Origin of the sequence: Neisseria sp. 27098_8_112, from assembly GCF_041433235.1 — a bacterium.
Classification (GTDB): domain Bacteria; phylum Pseudomonadota; class Gammaproteobacteria; order Burkholderiales; family Neisseriaceae; genus Neisseria.
The window spans coordinates 73403-88952 of sequence record NZ_JAPWBB010000011.1 but is presented as its reverse complement, the minus strand read 5'-3'; the positions used below and the strand labels follow the sequence as shown (position 1 = coordinate 88952).

Below are 15550 nucleotides of genomic sequence, written 5' to 3'. Positions count from 1 at the left end.
TCTCGGCCTTTGATTTAAGGGGTATGAGCCAAGGAACGCATTGTTAGATGCTGTTTTTAATGATTTTCCGCAGGGTAGACAGTTGTCGGCGGCTGACGGGCAACGGGGTTGGAATATCGAGAATTTTAGCGCCCCATGTGGATGCGTATTCGTCGTTTTCGTCATCGTCCAGTCGAATCAGGCTGTCGAGGGTGTGGCGGAAGACGAGGGCATTGCGGTGGATGCGGATGACTTTGTCGCCCAGCAATTCTTCCCAGTAAACCAAGGTCTTCGGTAATTCGTAGCTGTGGCCGTCGCCGGTAAACAGATAGACGGTTTTGTGTTCCGCCATCAGGTAACGCGCCTGTTGCCATGGGATTTCAACCATGCGTTCTCGGTTGTACACTTTGAAATGGGTGAAACTGTCTGCTTTTTCGCGGTTTTTCTCGATGATGCGGTCAAGCGCGGTTTGCAGGCGGGTCATTTTGATCGGTTTGAGCAGATAATCTGCGGCAGCCAGCTCAAACGCGCGCAGGGCATGTTCTTCGTAGGCTGTGGTGAATACAATTTCCGGCTGGCGCTTGGCGGTACGCTTAATGCGTTCGACAAATTCGAGACCGTCGATTTCCGGCATGCCGATGTCGGCAAAGACGATGTCGACTTCATGGACGCTCAGCCACTCCAATGCTGGCATGGCATGGTGAAAGACGTTGAGCAGTACGACATTGCACTCTTCCAATAATACACGTAAGCGTTCTGCTGCTAATACTTCGTCTTCTACAATAATGGCACTTGGCATAGCGGTATTCTTTTTGTTGTATCGTGGGAGATCTGCCGCGCTTTGTCATCCTCAATAACGCGTCAGCCGTATGTTGTTACAACCTTGAAATTATCAGTTTGTGACAATTTTAGGAAATTTTTGAAATATACATGATTTTTCGCTTCTTGGGCATGGTTTGGAATGGATCGTAAGATTACTTACATAATTTTATGAAATATTGTAATACCTAGAGTAATTTTGTTGTAATCATGCTAATTCAGTCCGTGATAATGGACGATTTTGGGATTTTGTCCATTTGCCAGTGCGCTACCGTCCAATCGAGCAATTCTTGCGGACGGTTCACGGTAGGTGCATCGGGTAGGTTGAGGTAGGTTAGGACTTGGCGGAGAAGTTGTTCTTTTTGATTCAAATCCAAAGCCGGGGCAAGGGTTTGTTTCGACCATTTTTGCCCTTGGCTGTTGGTCAATAGGGGAAGGTGTGCGTAGGCCGGTGTGGGAACGCCGAGGCATTGTTGCAGATAGATTTGGCGTGGTGTGGAAACGAGCAAATCTTGACCGCGGACAATATGCGTTATTCCTTGGTCGGCATCGTCAGCAACCACGGCAAGCTGATATGCCCAATAGCCGTCGGCACGGAGCAGGACGAAATCGCTGATATCGTATGCCAGATTTTGTGCGTAATGTCCGACAATGCCGTCTGAAAAACCGATCACGCGATCGGGAACTTGAATGCGCCATGCCGGAGTTTTGTTTTGCGTATCGGGTCTTTGCTGAGGATTGCGGCAACGACCGTTATACACAAATCCGTCTGCACCATGTGTTGCCGCCGCCTGCCAGTCTTTGCGGCTGCAATAGCAGGGATACACCAGCCCGGCTGCTTTGAGGCGGGCGAGGGTGTCTTGATATAGGTCGTAACGGCGGCTTTGATAGGCAACTTCGCCGTCCCACTCAAAACCGAAAGCTTCAAGCGTGCGCAAAATGTCAGCAGCGGCGCCGGGCATTTCGCGCGGGGGGTCAAGGTCTTCAATGCGGACCAGCCATTTGCCTTGATGAGCGTGCGCGTCGGCATAGGAGGCGACGGCGGTCAGTAGGGAGCCGATATGAAGCAGGCCGGTAGGGCTGGGTGCGAAACGTCCTATATACATGGCAGGGTGGTTTTGTAGGGCAGGGGCAGTATGCCTGCACGGTATTCAAATCGTGATAGAAAAGGGCGTGCCGTACACGCCCGAATTTGGGTTTCAGACGGCCTGAGACTTTTCAAAATGATTTAAGTTTCTCAGCCGTCCTTTCAATCCGCTTAAGCCAATGGAGCAAGCAGTTTGGCGAAAGCGTCTTCAAATTGTTTCAAACCGTCTTCCTGCAAACGAGTTGCCAAAGTTTCGACATCAATGCCGAGTTTCGCGGTTTCGGCAAGCTGCGCTTGGGCTTCGTCCACACCTTCGGTCAAAGAGGCTTTGGCGGTGCCGTGGTCGATAAAGGCTTTGAGTGTGGCATCGGGAACGGTGTTGACGGTATGGGCGCCAATCAGGCTGTCAACGTACAACGTGTCAGGATAGGCAGGGTTTTTCACGCCGGTAGATGCCCACAAAAGTTGTACGCGGTTGGCACCTTTTTCGGCAAGCGCGGTAAATTCGCTGCTGCCGAAGTATTGTGCCCAATCTTGATAGGCGGCTTTGGCCAGCGCAATGGCGATTTTGCCTTTGAGGTGGTCGGGTAGGGTGGCATCCAATGCGGCATCGACACGGGAAATAAAGAAGCTGGTGACAACTTGGATATGGGAAACGTCGTGTCCTGCTTCCAAACGTTTGGCAATGCCGCGCGCGTAGGCCGCATAGGCTTTGAGGGTTTGGGTGCGGGAGAAGAGCAGGGTCAGGTTGATGCTGATGCCGTCTGAAACAAGGGTTTCGAGTGCTTCGATGCCTTCGTCGGTTGCCGGTACTTTAATCATGACATTTTTACGGCTGATGGCGGCGTGCAGGCGGCGCGCTTCTTCAACCGTGCCTTGCGCGTCTTTGGACAAATCAGGCGAAACCTCGAGGCTGACGAAGCCGGTTTTGCCACCAGTGGATTCATGTTCGGCAAGGCACACGTCGCAGGCGGCTTGCACATCGGCAACCGCCATGGTTTCGTAGCGTTGTTTCGGGGTTAGGTCTTGCTGTTTGAGCGCGGTTACTTCATCGGCGTACAGGGCATCTCCGGCAAAGGCTTTTTGGAAAATGGCAGGATTGGAAGTTACGCCACATACACCTTGCTTCAGCATTTCTGCCAATTCGCCGCTTTGTACCAGCGAACGGGAGAGATTGTCCAACCAGATTTGTTGTCCTAATGCTTTAACGTCCGATAAAATAGTCATCTCTGATTCCTTTTACATAATAGGTTTGTTTGTGAAGTGGCGGTAATGCTACGCCGATTCGATGAATTTGAACAGTTTACAGCCGATTAATTTGGGCAAAACAAACCTAAATTCAAGCACGAAAGGTGGCTTTGATGGCGGAAAACACACTTTATCTCGACTGGGCGCGCGATGTATTGGATACGGAAGCCGAAGGTTTGCGTGAAATTGCGGCGGCTTTGGATCATGATTTTGTCCGTGCGGCAGAAGCGTTGTTGCACTGCAAGGGCAGGGTCGTCATTACCGGCATGGGCAAGTCCGGACACATCGGCCGCAAAATGGCGGCGACCATGGCTTCGACAGGCACGCCTGCGTTTTTCGTCCATCCTGCCGAAGCGGCGCACGGCGATTTGGGCATGATTGTGGATCACGATGTCGTGGTTGCCATTTCTAATTCCGGCGAAAGCGATGAAATTGCGGCGATTATTCCGGCGTTGAAACGTAAAAACATCACGCTTATTTGTATCACTGCCCATCCGACTTCGACCATGGCGCGTCATGCCGATATCCATATTACCGCGGCGGTTTCTAAAGAAGCCTGTCCGCTCGGCCTTGCACCGACTTCCAGTACGACCGCCGTGATGGCGTTGGGCGATGCGCTGGCTGTGGTTTTATTGCAGGCGCGTGCGTTTACGCCGGATGATTTTGCTTTAAGCCATCCGGCCGGCAGCCTGGGCAAACGCCTGTTGCTGCGCGTGGCGGATATCATGCACAAAGAAGAAGCCCTGCCAGCCGTTTTGTTGGGTACGCCGTTGAAAGAAGCCATTGTCCGCATGAGTGAAAAAGGCTTGGGTATGTTGGCGGTAACCGATGCCGAAGGCCGTCTGAAAGGCGTATTTACCGATGGCGACTTGCGCCGTCTGTTTCAAGAACGCGACAGCTTTGCGGGTTTGAAAGTGGACGACATCATGCATGCTTCGCCGAAAACCATTTCCGCCGACCGCCTTGCCACTGAAGCTTTGAAAGCCATGCAAAGCGGCCATGTGAACGGTTTGCTGGTGGTCGAAGAAAACGGCGTATTGATTGGTGCGCTGAATATGCACGATTTATTGATGGCACGAATTGTCTGAATCGACGGCAAAAACGTTTTCAGACGGCCTTATGCTAGAATAGGCCGTCTGAAATAAGGAAACCTTATGCAAAACCTCTCTTCCGACCTGCAACAACGCGCTTTAGGTATCAAACTGCTGATACTGGATGTGGACGGCGTTTTGACCGACGGCCACATTTTTATCCGCGACAACGGCGAAGAAATCAAATCGTTCCACACTTTGGACGGACATGGTTTGAAAATGCTTCAGGCCAGCGGCGTGCAAACGGCGATTATTACCGGCCGCGATGCGCCTTCCGTCGGTATCCGCGTGAAGCAGCTCGGCATCAACTATTACTTCAAAGGCATTCACGACAAACGTGCCGCCTACGCCCAATTACGCGAACAGGCCGGTGTGGAGGAGCATGAGTGCGCCTTTGTCGGCGACGATGTTGTCGATTTGCCCGTGATGGTGCGTTGCGGATTGGCGGTCGCCGTCCCTGAAGCGCATTGGTTTACTTTGCAATACGCCCATTATGTAACCCGACGTTCCGGCGGCGCAGGCGCGGTGCGTGAAGTGTGCGATTTGATTATGCAGGCACAAGGTACGCTTGAACCTGCTTTGAAAGAGTATGTACGATGAAAATCAGATGGCGTTACGGAATCGCTTTTCCGCTGGTGTTGGCCGTTTCACTCGGCGCACTGGCGGCATGGCTCGGCCGCATCAGCGAAGTACAAGTCGAAGAAGTCGTCCTCAATCCGAATGAGCCGCAATATTCGATGAAAGGCATCAACGGCAAACGTTTTGACCAAGAAGGCCGTCTGAAAGAAAACCTGAGCGCGGTCGATGCCGTCCAATATCCGAATAGTGCGGACGTGCATTTGGACAAACCGCATCTTTCGTTTTACCGCGACGGCAGCCTGCTGTACGAAGTCGGCAGTGACAAAGCAGCGTACAATATTCAAAACAAGAAAGTCGTTTTTGAACAGAATGTTGTCTTAAACAAAGCGGCAGATGCCAAGCGTTTGGCCGGCATCGTCAAAACCGAACGCTTGAATGTCGATACCGAGGCGCAATACGCCCATACCGACAGCCCCGTTACTTTCCAATACGGACAGTCCAGCGGTCAGGCAAACGGCATGACTTATGATCACAAAACCGGTTTACTGAATTTCCCTTCCAAAGTGAAAGCCACAATTTATGATACAAAAAATTTGTAAAATCTTAGCCCTTGTTGCCGTTTTTGCCGCCAGCCCGGCCTTTGCACTGCAAAGCGACAGCAAGCAGCCGATTCAAATCGAAGCCGACCAAGGCTCGCTTGACCAAAACAACCAAAGCACCACCTTTTCCGGCAACGTCATCATCAAACAAGGCACGCTCAATATCCGTGCCGGCAGCGTAACCGTTTCACGCAACGACAAAAGCGAGCAGTTGATGAAAGCCACCGGCTCGCCCGTCAAATTCAGCCAAGAGTTGGACGGCGGCAAAGGCGTGGTCAACGGCCAAGCCAATACTGTAACGTATTCTTCCGCAGCCAGTCTGGTTACCCTGACCGACAATGCCAAAGTACAGCGCGGCGGCGATGTGGCCGAAGGTGCGGTCATCACTTACAACACCAAAACCGAGGTTTACACCATCAACGGCAGCGCCAAATCCGGTGTGAAATCCGCCGCCAAATCCGGTCGCGTCAGCGTTGTCATCCAGCCGTCCAGCACGCAGAAAAACAAATAAGAAAACACACAAAAAGGCCGTCTGAAAAAGGTTCAGACGGCCTGAGGTCAATATCGAAAGTCAACAGAATATGAGCGCAAACAACAGCCGTCTTGTGGTTCAAAACTTGCAAAAAAGTTTCAAAAAACGCCAAGTCGTCAAAAGCTTTTCCCTGGAAATCGAAAGCGGCGAAGTCATCGGCCTGCTCGGCCCTAACGGCGCGGGTAAGACCACCAGCTTTTACATGATTGTCGGCCTGATTGCCGCCGATGCAGGCAGCGTGATGCTGGACGGCCAAGAGTTGCGCCACCTGCCCATTCACGAACGCGCCCGCCTCGGCGTCGGCTATCTGCCGCAGGAAGCCTCGATTTTCCGCAAAATGACCGTGGAACAAAATATCCGCGCCATTTTGGAAATCAGCATGAAGGATAAAAGCCGCATCGATGCCGAACTTGAAAAACTGTTGGCCGATTTGAACATTGAACGCCTGCGCAACAACCCTGCGCCGTCTTTGTCCGGTGGCGAACGCCGCCGTGTCGAAATCGCGCGCGTGTTGGCCATGCAGCCGCGTTTCATTTTGTTGGATGAACCTTTTGCCGGCGTTGACCCGATTGCCGTCATCGATATTCAGAAAATCATCGAGTTCCTCAAATCACGCGGTATCGGCGTATTGATTACCGACCACAACGTGCGCGAAACCCTCAGCATCTGCGACCGTGCTTACATCATCAGCGACGGTACGGTATTGGCTTCAGGCAAGCCGGACGACTTGGTCAACAATGAACAAGTCCGTTCGGTTTACTTGGGTGAAAATTTCAAATATTGAATGCATATTTGACGGCAATCGTAAAACCGGTTTCACATGAGGCTCTCATTTCAATTGAGGGTATCTGTAAATATTGAAATAATTACTAAGAATACAAATATAATACCTATAACCTAGTTTTTCAGACGGCCCTCCGTATAAAGGCCGTCTGAAAAACTATCCATACATTTCGAATTAAACATTATGTCTTCACTCGTCCTTAAACTCAAACAGACCCAGCAGCTCAATCAGCGGCTGCAGCAGTCTTTGCGTATCTTGCAGATGTCGGGTCTTGAGCTTGAGCGCGAAGTGGAAGACTGGTTGTCAGACAATCCTCTGCTTGAGCGTCCGGAAACCGATGAGTTTGCCGATAGCGGGCTCAACCGTGCGGTAACCATGCCGCGCGCAGGTCAGCAGTTGAGTGGCGACGATGCCGAAGATATTTGGAGCAACATCGCCGAAGAAGAGAATTTCAAACACTATCTGCATGCCCAAGTGTGCGAGCATCCGCTTTCGCAAGTGGAAGCAGCCTATGTTCACGTCTTGATTGATTTTTTGGACGAACAAGGCTATCTCACCGACAGCCTCGAAGAAATCATCAACCACACGCCGTTAGAATGGATGCTGGACGAAGAGGCCCTGCAAAACGCGCTGGATGTATTGCAAACCTTTGATCCGCCCGGCGTGGCTGCGGCTGACTTGACCGAGTCGCTCATGCTGCAATTAATGCGTTTGCCGGCTTCTCCGGCTAGACAAATGGCCGCGCATTTGGTGCAAAGTTCGCTTCAAGAGTTAGGCAAAAACCGCAAACAAAACGTTCTGCGTTTCCGCAAACTCTATCCCCAGGCCGACAGCGAAACCATAGAAGCCGCGCTCGATATGATTGCCGGCTTGAATCCTTATCCGGCTTACGGCTTCGCTTCTGCCACGCCTACGCCTTATGTTCAGCCTGACGTTTGGGTGAGAGAGGGCAAGGACGGCTGGGAAGTCATCAGCAACGAAGCAGTCTGGCCGAAGCTACAGCTCAATCAGGAATATTGCAACCTGATGAAATCGGCGGAAGAGGGCGCGCCGGAGTGGAAGGAAAAAATCAGCGAGGCCAAACAGTGCATTGATTCTTTGGAATTGCGCAAAAGCACAGTCATCCGCCTTGCCGAGTATATCGTCAAAAATCAGGAAGATTTTTTCGTCTTCGGCGAAATCGGCCTGTCGCCCATGCTGATGAAAGATGCCGCCGCCGAATTGGGTTTGGCGGAAAGTACCATCTCGCGCGCCGCCAATCAGAAATATTTGTCTTGCCCGCGCGGCCTGTTTGCGTTACGCTATTTCTTCACACAGGCAGTGAATGCCGACGATGACGGCGAAGGGTTCAGCCAAGGCGCAATCAAAGCTGTATTGAGCCAGCTGATTGAAAGTGAAGACAGTAGCAAACCTTATTCGGACGAGACCCTCGTCAAATTATTAAAACAACGCGGCATTGAAATCGCCAGACGTACAGTTGCAAAATATAGAGAATCATTAGGCATACCACCGGCACACAAACGAAAATTTACCGAGTAGATATATTCCGATCCGTTTTGACGGACTAATCAACCGAAGGAGCTGTATCATGAATCTGAAAATCACCGGTCTGAATTTTGATGTTACCGAAGCCATCAAAAACTATGTTTCCGATAAGTTGGCACGAATCAATCGCCACGCTGACAACATCATCTCCGTGACCATTACGCTCTCGGTGGAAAAAGTCAATCAAAAAGCCGAAGCTGATGCGCATTTGGCAGGCAAAGATTTGCACGTTGAAGCGATTGAACAGGATATGTATGCCGCGATTGATGTTTTGATGGACAAACTCGACCGCGCTGTTTTGAAACATAAAGAAAAAAGCGGCGATGTCCGCAGCACTGTCAAACCTGCTGCCGAATAAAGTTTTTGTATGATAAAGGCCGTCTGAACTATTCAGACGGCCTTTTGTTTGTTAAGGAGATTTAGCCTTGCAAACGGGTATTCACTTTTTCGCCATTCCATGGTGCTACTTTAAACAGCAGCAACATGCCCGGTATGCCCAAAGCAAAACATAGCCAGTAGAAATTAAAGTAACCCATCGCTTCAATCAGATAACCTGCCGAAGCATTGATAAATGTACGTGGAACGGCTGACAGACTGGTAAAGAGGGCTAATTGTGTGGCTGTAAATGCAGGATTGGTTTCACGAGCCATATAGGCAACAAATGCTGCTGTACCCAGACCTACGCCCGCTGCTTCTGCACCAATTACAGCTGCAAGCATCATTTGTTCTGTCAGTGTGATGGTTTCAAACTTGCCAAAATTTGCCAACCAGGCGAAGCCTAGAATAGTAACCCATTGCGCCACGCCGAAAATCCACAAAGCTCTATTGATGCCGAGCTTTATCATCCAAATACCGCCTACAATACCGGCAATGACAGCAGGCCATAAACCGGCATTTTTGGCAATGAGGCCGATGTCGGTTTTGCTGAAGCCCATGTCCAGATAAAACGGTGTAGCCAAAGAAGTGGCCATGCTGTCGCCCAGTTTGTAGAGAAAGATAAACAGCAATACCAATATGGCCTGTTTGATTCCTTTGCGGGAGAAGAACTCACTGAAAGGGTCAGAGACTGTTTGGGCAAATGTACGCGACACAGATGGTGGAATGTCAGGCTCTTTGGCTAAAAACAGGGTCATCAGCAGACCGGGCAGCATAAATAGTGCAGTAATGATGAATACGTTGTGCCAAGGCATCAAGTCGGCCAAGATCAAGCTGAGCGAGCCGGGTACCAAAGCAGCGATACGGTAGGCATTGACGTGGATAGAGTTGCCCAAGCCTAATTCTTCATCTGACAAAATTTCGCGGCGAAATGCATCCAATACAATATCTTGGCTGGCAGAGAAAAAGGCGACCACCAACGATAAGCCCATAATTACATATAAATGCTGAGCAGGATTTAGGAAGGCGTAAATGAGCAAGGTCAGCAGCAAACCAATTTGCGTAACCAGCATCCAACCGCGTCGCCGTCCTAAAAAAGGTAATCTGACCAAATCAATGACGGGAGACCAGATAAATTTCCAAGTGAAAGGCAGACCGATAAGTGCCATCAGGCCGATGGTTTTCAAATCGACATGTTCGCTGCGCAACCATGCCGGAATCAGGTTGATCAGAAAATAAAGCGGCAACCCCGAAGTGAAGCCTGTAAAGATACAAATCAGCATTTTGCGCGAAAAAATCTTGCGCCAAGTGCTGGGTTGGGGTGCGGTTGTCATAGTGGAATCAATAAAAAAGAAAAGGGATATTGTAGCAAAGATGAATGATATGGCGAATGAACTTCTGTTATTTTTATAGAATAATAAAAGGCCGTCTGAAACTTTAACAAATTAAGTTTCAGACGGCCTTTTGTTGGAACAACTGGTTTGGCGGGCAACGGAGACTTCAGGACGGAAGAAGGGTTGCTTGGGTGTATTTATAAAATTGAAGTTAAGAAAGTTTCAGACGACCCCTAGAGATCGTTTGAACGATGAGAAATATCAGTGGTAATTTGTGCCGTCAGTGTAGCCGTTTCCTGATTTGTCCACAGCAAAAGCAGAAATCGGACCGACCGTTACTGTCCCTTTAGGCTGAGTTTCTTGGTAATACTCATATGCTGCAACACCCATACCAGTTGCAGCACCAACAGCAGCACCAATTGTGCCACCGACCATAATAGCTGGTCCGGCAGGAATACTGCCAAAAGCTATACCGACACCCAGACCAATACCTGCACCAATTGATCCTCCTATTTATGCACCATTTGCTCCTCCTTGAAGGATTCTCTCTCCTAAGCCTCCTCCATAAATTAGTTCCAGATCCTCAATGGATAGTTCAATCATGTTATTTTTCCTTTTCAAAAAAATTAGATGTAGAATATTGAGTCAATACACCCAATATGGAAAAAATAATAAAAGCATGAATATAAATCATAAAATCAACATTATCTCCTTGGTAGCTTTCATAAATAAAAACGATTGGTATTGATATACAAATTAAAATGTACAGGTACTTTGAAATTACCAGTAACTTATACACAAATTTTGATTTCATAGCCTAGTCTTTCATTTGAATAAAATCTACCCTAATCAACTTTCCAACCAACTTCCTAACTTCTTCATGCTTTCCCTGATTGAAGTTAACCAGTAGATTTTTCAACAATATGTATATTATGTTAAATAATAAATGGTAATTGTCACATTCAAATATTAAGGATAACCTACTTTGAAACTATATCGCTTTGATGCGTAATTCTATAAAAAACATTGAATTTTCATGTTTTCTATTTATCCAGTATTTTGGAGTTGATAAGTGAGAGCAAAAAACTTTGGAAATCTACGATTCTCCTTCCAACACCTCATCATTTCTCTAGAGAATTTAGGCAAAGACGATATTGATAACTCATTTCATTAAATGGAAATAAATGAGAATGATTTATTTATAAAATCCTTTTAAATTAATTGGTTACAATAAAAATTGATAAAATAAAATTGACTATTCTCAATAAAATGAGTAAAATTCATCCGCAAATACAAATTTTGTATTGTGATACATCTATTAACCGCATTAAGAAAAGGAGTTAGTTATGCTAAGTAAGTCAATTACAGCAAAATTAAACGAACAAATTAATCTCGAGTTGTATTCATCAAATGTCTATTTGCAAATGAGTGCATGGTGCCATAAACATGGTTATGAAGGCGCTGCAGCATTTTTACTTCGTCATGCCGATGAAGAATTGGAACATATGCAAAAGTTGTTTACTTATGTGAGCGAAACCAGTGGAATGCCTTTGTTAGGTAAAATTGACGCCCCTAAACACGATTACGCTTCATTAAAAGAAGTTTTTGAAACAACACTTGAACACGAAAAACTAGTGACATCTAAAATTAATGAGTTAGTTGAGAGTACTTTTGCAGAAAAGGATTACTCTACTTTTAACTTCTTACAATGGTATGTAGCTGAACAGCATGAAGAAGAAAAATTATTTAACAGTATTGTTGATAAATTCAAACTTCTTGGTGAAAGTGGTACAGCGCTCTACTACATTGATCGTGAATTAAAAACTTTATAAGAATAGGAGAAATAAAATGTTATCAAATAGCGTGATTAAACTATTAAATGATCAAATGAATTTAGAGTTTTATTCTTCTAACTTATATTTACAAATGAGCGCCTGGTGCGAACAACAAGGTTTCGAAGGAGCTGCAAAATTTTTATCAGAGCATGCGGCTGAGGAAATGCAGCATATGCGTAAACTCTTCACTTATTTAAATGAGACCGGCGCATTGGCTATCATCACACAAATTGATGAACCACCTCATCAATTTTCATCATTGAAACAAGTACTTGAATTAACTTATGAACATGAAAAGTTAATTACCTCTAAAATCAATGAATTAGTTGGTAGAACTTTTGAAGAGAAAGACTACTCTGCCTTTAACTTCTTACAATGGTATGTGGCTGAACAACATGAAGAAGAAAAATTATTCAGTGGAATTTTGGATAAATTAAATCTTCTTGGTGAAGATGGTAAAGGTTTGTTCTTAGTTGATAAAGATTTAGGCGCATTAACAACAAACAACTAATCAAGTCTGATGAAAAAGGCTAAGTCATTATCGATTTAGCCTTTTTTTATATCAAAATCTAGCTACTTTTGTCTAAAAGTGCGGTGCTTTAACGGTTCATTCTTACCGCCGATTAGGTTTTGAAATGCCCGTAAGACAGGCAGATATGCTTGTTTTACGGACATTTTATTTTCAGACGGTCTTCGATGCTGCGTTGCAGTTGCGGTAGAAGGCGATCAGACCGTTGGTGGAGCTGTCGTGTACTGGCGTGCCGCGTTCGAGCTCGGGTTCGATGGTTTTAGCCAGCTCTTTACCGTATTCCACGCCCCATTGGTCGAAGGGGTTGATACGCCAAATCACACCCTGAACGAAGGTGCGATGTTCGTAGGCCGCCATCAGCATGCCGAGGTTGAAAGGCGTCAGGCTGTCGATGAGCAAGCTGTTGCTCGGGCGGTTGCCTGGGAATTCTTTTTGCGGTGCAAGACGGTCGCGTTCGTCTTGGGGCAGGGTGGCCAATTCGATTTGTACTTCGTCTAAGGTCTTGCCTTTCATCAGCGCTTCGGCTTGGGCGAAGGCATTGGCAACGGTAAAGCGGTGTTGGCGGTGGTTGCCGTAGATTGTGGTCATGGGGACGATGAAATCGACGGGAATCAGACGCGTGCCTTGGTGCAGAAGCTGGAAGTAGGCGTGTTGGCAGTTGACGCCTTCGTCGCCGAAGACAATGCCGCCGGTGGTGCAGGAAACGGGTTGGCCGTCTGAAGTACGCTGTTTTCCGAGGCTTTCCATATCGAGCTGGTTGAGCCATGGTGTGAAGAGGCGCATGTTGTGGCTGTATGGGACAACGGTTTGGCCGTCTGAATGTTGGAAGTTGTTGTACCAAACGTTGATGAGCGCCATCAGGACGGGAATGTTGCGGCGGAATGGGGCCTCGAAGAAATGGGTGTCCATCGCGTGTGCGCCGGCCAGCATTTTGCGGAATGCTTTTTCGCCAACGGCAACCATCAGCGGCAGGCCGATAGGCGACCAGACGGAATAGCGGCCGCCGACCCAGTCGGACATAGCGAAGACTTTGTCGGGGGAGATGCCGAAGTTTTGGGCTGCGGCTACATCGGCGGAAATGGCGCAGAAGTGGCGGTAGATGCCAGAATCAGGCAAACCTGCATCGCGGTACCAAGTACGCGCCGCATAGGCATTGAGCAGGGTTTCCGGTGTGCGGAACGATTTGCTGGCAATGCTGAATACGGTGGTTTCGGGGTTGAGGCCGAGAAGGGTTTGGGTCAGGTCGGCATCATCGGAGTTGCTGACAAAGTGGACGCGGATGTTTTGCCAATAAGGCTGCAGCGCCTGTGTGGCCATGCGCGGGCCTAAATCGGAGCCGCCGATGCCGATGTGAACCAGGTCGGTAATCGGTTTGCCGGTAATGCCTGCGTGGGTGCCGTCTAAAAGTTGGCGTGCGAATTCGAGGGTGCGGTTGAGTTCGTGATGAACTTTGGACACGATGTTTTCGCCGTCGACGTAAACAGGTTTGGCATTGGCAGGCAGCCGCAGGGCGGTGTGGAGAACGGCGCGGTGTTCGCTGGTGTTGATTTTTTCACCGCTGCTCATGGCCTGCATATATTGTGGCAAATCGGCTGCTTCGGCCAGTTGACACAATAAATCAAGGGTATTTTCATCCAGACGGTTTTTGCTGTAATCAAATAACAAACCGTGCAGAATTTCGTGCATATTATTGAAACGTTCGGCATCTGCAGCGAAACGTTCGCGCAGGGTAACGTGTTGCGTATCGGCATGATGGGCTTCCAAGGCCTGCCATGCGTCTGAGTATGCGGTCATCTCGTTTCCTTAGTATGTAACGGTAAAATAAGCAGGATAGATAGGTATTTCCTGCTTTCTTGTAGTGGCTTGTAGTTTAACAAATTTGAACAGATTTTGGGAGATGGCGTGGGCGGTTTTGTTTAAGAAATGTATGCAAAATGCAATAGAAACGGTTGATTATCATCAAGTTTCTGTAAAAAAGGGGGTATGACACCGATGTCTGCTGTGTTATCCTATGTAACATTATTGAAATCTTGTCGGGACGGGTCCGTAAGATGGCTACAATTTATGATGTCGCTGCTTATGCCGGGGTATCTCCCAAGACGGTCAGCCGGGTGATTAACGGCGATGCGCCGGTCAGTGATAAAACCCGTTCCAAAGTAGAAACAGCGATTGCTGCTTTGGGCTATATTCCGTCTTCTGCGGCGCGGATTATGCGGTCACACCGTTCAGGATTGGTCGGTCTGATTACCGGCGCCATTTCGCGGACAGGCGAGAATACGGGCGGACACGGCATACCGGATATGTTCTTGATTAAGGGCATTCAGCAGCAGATTCGCGCACAAGGCAAGATTTTGATGATTGCCGACATCGACAACAAGCCGGGGCAGCCCGGTCAGATGGAGCCGCTGATTCGTACCTTTATGGAGCATCGTGCCGAGGGGATTTTATATGTGGCAGGTTTCCATCAGGAAGTATTGTTGCCGGAAGTGCCCAACCGTTGCCCGATGGTGTTGGTCAACTGTTTTGATTTGGCAGGTACGCCGTCGGTTTTGCCGGATGACGAAGCAGGGCAGTATGGCTTGGTGCGCAGGATTATCCAAAGCGGACACAAACGGATTGCTTATGTGACTTTGCAGCCGGGCGTGGAAGCGACAAGATTGAGATTGGCCGGATACCGCCGTGCTTTGGCTGATGCGGATATTGTCTTCGATCCTGATTTGGTGCAAACTGGCTATCCTGACTTCAGCAATGACAGCGGGTCTTTGATTTCGGCTATTTTGAAGCTGCTGTCTTTGCCGCTTCCGCCGACGGTAATTTGCTGTGGTAACGATGAAATGGCAGTACGCGTGTACGGGATTTTGAGGACGCGCGGCGTGCGGGTTCCCGAGCAAGTCTCTGTTGCCGGATATGATAACCACAGCGCGATTGCGGAGACGCTGTTTCCGCCGTTGACCAGTACCGAACTGCCGTATCTGCGTATGGGCGCGATGGCGGCGGATTTGCTGTTTCAACATATTGAACATCCGACCGGTTCGGTTCGGCCAGTCAAGGTCGTTGGGGAAACCATCTGGCGTCAGTCTGTGATTAATAAATAGTTTCAGACGGCCTGAAAATAATAAGCTTTAAACAACACAAACACACATCAAAATAAGATTCATGTGAACGGTCAAAATAAAGGCCGTCTGAAAACGGAGTTGCCTCAGTAAAAAGGGCA

16 protein-coding genes are annotated in these 15550 nt (G+C 48.3%); 10 read left to right on the top strand and 6 right to left on the bottom strand.

The window, feature by feature from the left end:
• Positions 1-43 precede the first annotated feature (43 nt).
• The 3 genes from O3682_RS08515 to tal all read right to left on the bottom strand — a co-directional run bounded on the left by O3682_RS08515 (position 44) and on the right by tal (position 3112).
• Positions 44-778, bottom strand: coding sequence for a LytR/AlgR family response regulator transcription factor (locus O3682_RS08515; RefSeq protein WP_003686784.1), 735 nt, complete (start codon positions 776-778; stop codon positions 44-46).
• 238 nt (positions 779-1016) lie between these two features.
• Positions 1017-1904 (bottom strand): tRNA glutamyl-Q(34) synthetase GluQRS, encoded by an 888-nt coding sequence (gene gluQRS / locus O3682_RS08510; RefSeq protein WP_371509580.1) that lies wholly within the window; start codon positions 1902-1904, stop codon positions 1017-1019.
• A 152-nt stretch (positions 1905-2056) separates the two neighbouring features.
• Positions 2057-3112, bottom strand: a complete 1056-nt coding sequence (tal, locus tag O3682_RS08505) for a transaldolase (RefSeq protein WP_371509578.1) — start codon at positions 3110-3112, stop codon at positions 2057-2059.
• Between the two features lie 134 nt (positions 3113-3246).
• Between tal and O3682_RS08500 the strand changes: the two genes are divergently transcribed.
• From O3682_RS08500 to hpf, 7 genes are all read left to right on the top strand, one after another.
• Positions 3247-4221, top strand: a complete 975-nt coding sequence (locus tag O3682_RS08500; protein ID WP_107723725.1) for a KpsF/GutQ family sugar-phosphate isomerase — start codon at positions 3247-3249, stop codon at positions 4219-4221.
• 66 nt (positions 4222-4287) lie between these two features.
• Positions 4288-4824, top strand: coding sequence for a KdsC family phosphatase (locus O3682_RS08495; protein ID WP_049335302.1), 537 nt, complete (start codon positions 4288-4290; stop codon positions 4822-4824).
• Complete coding sequence (lptC, locus tag O3682_RS08490) at positions 4821-5402, top strand: LPS export ABC transporter periplasmic protein LptC (RefSeq protein ID WP_004518853.1); 582 nt, start codon at positions 4821-4823, stop codon at positions 5400-5402. Before O3682_RS08495 ends, lptC begins: the two co-directional genes overlap by 4 nt.
• Positions 5383-5913: a lipopolysaccharide transport periplasmic protein LptA gene (gene lptA, locus O3682_RS08485; protein WP_371509577.1), complete on the top strand. Its 531-nt coding sequence runs from the start codon at positions 5383-5385 to the stop codon at positions 5911-5913. The genes lptC and lptA overlap by 20 nt, the downstream gene beginning before the upstream one ends.
• A gap of 70 nt (positions 5914-5983) precedes the next feature.
• Positions 5984-6718, top strand: coding sequence for an LPS export ABC transporter ATP-binding protein (lptB, locus tag O3682_RS08480; protein ID WP_003679854.1), 735 nt, complete (start codon positions 5984-5986; stop codon positions 6716-6718).
• Positions 6719-6901: 183 nt separating this feature from the next.
• The gene (rpoN, locus tag O3682_RS08475; protein ID WP_371509575.1) at positions 6902-8257 is read left to right on the top strand and encodes an RNA polymerase factor sigma-54; all 1356 of its coding nucleotides are present in this window, start codon (positions 6902-6904) and stop codon (positions 8255-8257) included.
• A 49-nt stretch (positions 8258-8306) separates the two neighbouring features.
• Entirely contained in the window at positions 8307-8621 is a 315-nt protein-coding gene (gene hpf / locus O3682_RS08470) for a ribosome hibernation-promoting factor, HPF/YfiA family (protein WP_003679851.1), read from the top strand.
• 61 nt (positions 8622-8682) lie between these two features.
• Here hpf and O3682_RS08465 read toward each other — a convergent pair whose 3' ends face one another.
• Together O3682_RS08465 and O3682_RS08460 are read right to left on the bottom strand one after the other, a co-directional pair.
• Positions 8683-9972, bottom strand: a complete 1290-nt coding sequence (locus tag O3682_RS08465) for an AmpG family muropeptide MFS transporter (protein ID WP_371509573.1) — start codon at positions 9970-9972, stop codon at positions 8683-8685.
• A 261-nt stretch (positions 9973-10233) separates the two neighbouring features.
• Complete coding sequence (locus O3682_RS08460; protein ID WP_224783520.1) at positions 10234-10407, bottom strand: hypothetical protein; 174 nt, start codon at positions 10405-10407, stop codon at positions 10234-10236.
• Positions 10408-11318: 911 nt separating this feature from the next.
• On the opposite strand from O3682_RS08460, the gene ftnA (O3682_RS08455) reads away from it, so the two are divergent.
• Together ftnA (O3682_RS08455) and ftnA (O3682_RS08450) are read left to right on the top strand one after the other, a co-directional pair.
• Positions 11319-11804: a non-heme ferritin gene (gene ftnA, locus O3682_RS08455; RefSeq protein ID WP_003686837.1), complete on the top strand. Its 486-nt coding sequence runs from the start codon at positions 11319-11321 to the stop codon at positions 11802-11804.
• Between the two features lie 16 nt (positions 11805-11820).
• Positions 11821-12318: a non-heme ferritin gene (gene ftnA, locus O3682_RS08450; RefSeq protein ID WP_003686798.1), complete on the top strand. Its 498-nt coding sequence runs from the start codon at positions 11821-11823 to the stop codon at positions 12316-12318.
• 171 nt (positions 12319-12489) lie between these two features.
• Here ftnA (O3682_RS08450) and pgi read toward each other — a convergent pair whose 3' ends face one another.
• Positions 12490-14130, bottom strand: coding sequence for a glucose-6-phosphate isomerase (gene pgi / locus O3682_RS08445; RefSeq protein WP_371509572.1), 1641 nt, complete (start codon positions 14128-14130; stop codon positions 12490-12492).
• Positions 14131-14387: 257 nt separating this feature from the next.
• Here pgi and O3682_RS08440 point away from each other — a divergent pair, with 257 nt between their 5' ends.
• Positions 14388-15431 (top strand): LacI family DNA-binding transcriptional regulator, encoded by a 1044-nt coding sequence (locus tag O3682_RS08440; RefSeq protein ID WP_371509571.1) that lies wholly within the window; start codon positions 14388-14390, stop codon positions 15429-15431.
• Positions 15432-15550: the final 119 nt, after the last annotated feature.

Bases quoted from the DNA above. Each gene is read 5' to 3' on its own strand.
- O3682_RS08515 (WP_003686784.1), bottom strand. From the start codon at position 778: ATGCCAAGTGCCATTATTGTAGAAGACGAAGTATTAGCAGCAGAACGC.
- gluQRS (WP_371509580.1), bottom strand. From the start codon at position 1,904: ATGTATATAGGACGTTTCGCACCCAGCCCTACCGGCCTGCTTCATATC.
- tal (WP_371509578.1), bottom strand. From the start codon at position 3,112: ATGACTATTTTATCGGACGTTAAAGCATTAGGACAACAAATCTGGTTG.
- O3682_RS08500 (WP_107723725.1), top strand. From the start codon at position 3,247: ATGGCGGAAAACACACTTTATCTCGACTGGGCGCGCGATGTATTGGAT.
- O3682_RS08495 (WP_049335302.1), top strand. From the start codon at position 4,288: ATGCAAAACCTCTCTTCCGACCTGCAACAACGCGCTTTAGGTATCAAA.
- lptC (WP_004518853.1), top strand. From the start codon at position 4,821: ATGAAAATCAGATGGCGTTACGGAATCGCTTTTCCGCTGGTGTTGGCC.
- lptA (WP_371509577.1), top strand. From the start codon at position 5,383: ATGATACAAAAAATTTGTAAAATCTTAGCCCTTGTTGCCGTTTTTGCC.
- lptB (WP_003679854.1), top strand. From the start codon at position 5,984: ATGAGCGCAAACAACAGCCGTCTTGTGGTTCAAAACTTGCAAAAAAGT.
- rpoN (WP_371509575.1), top strand. From the start codon at position 6,902: ATGTCTTCACTCGTCCTTAAACTCAAACAGACCCAGCAGCTCAATCAG.
- hpf (WP_003679851.1), top strand. From the start codon at position 8,307: ATGAATCTGAAAATCACCGGTCTGAATTTTGATGTTACCGAAGCCATC.
- O3682_RS08465 (WP_371509573.1), bottom strand. From the start codon at position 9,972: ATGACAACCGCACCCCAACCCAGCACTTGGCGCAAGATTTTTTCGCGC.
- O3682_RS08460 (WP_224783520.1), bottom strand. From the start codon at position 10,407: ATGGTCGGTGGCACAATTGGTGCTGCTGTTGGTGCTGCAACTGGTATG.
- ftnA (WP_003686837.1), top strand. From the start codon at position 11,319: ATGCTAAGTAAGTCAATTACAGCAAAATTAAACGAACAAATTAATCTC.
- ftnA (WP_003686798.1), top strand. From the start codon at position 11,821: ATGTTATCAAATAGCGTGATTAAACTATTAAATGATCAAATGAATTTA.
- pgi (WP_371509572.1), bottom strand. From the start codon at position 14,130: ATGACCGCATACTCAGACGCATGGCAGGCCTTGGAAGCCCATCATGCC.
- O3682_RS08440 (WP_371509571.1), top strand. From the start codon at position 14,388: ATGGCTACAATTTATGATGTCGCTGCTTATGCCGGGGTATCTCCCAAG.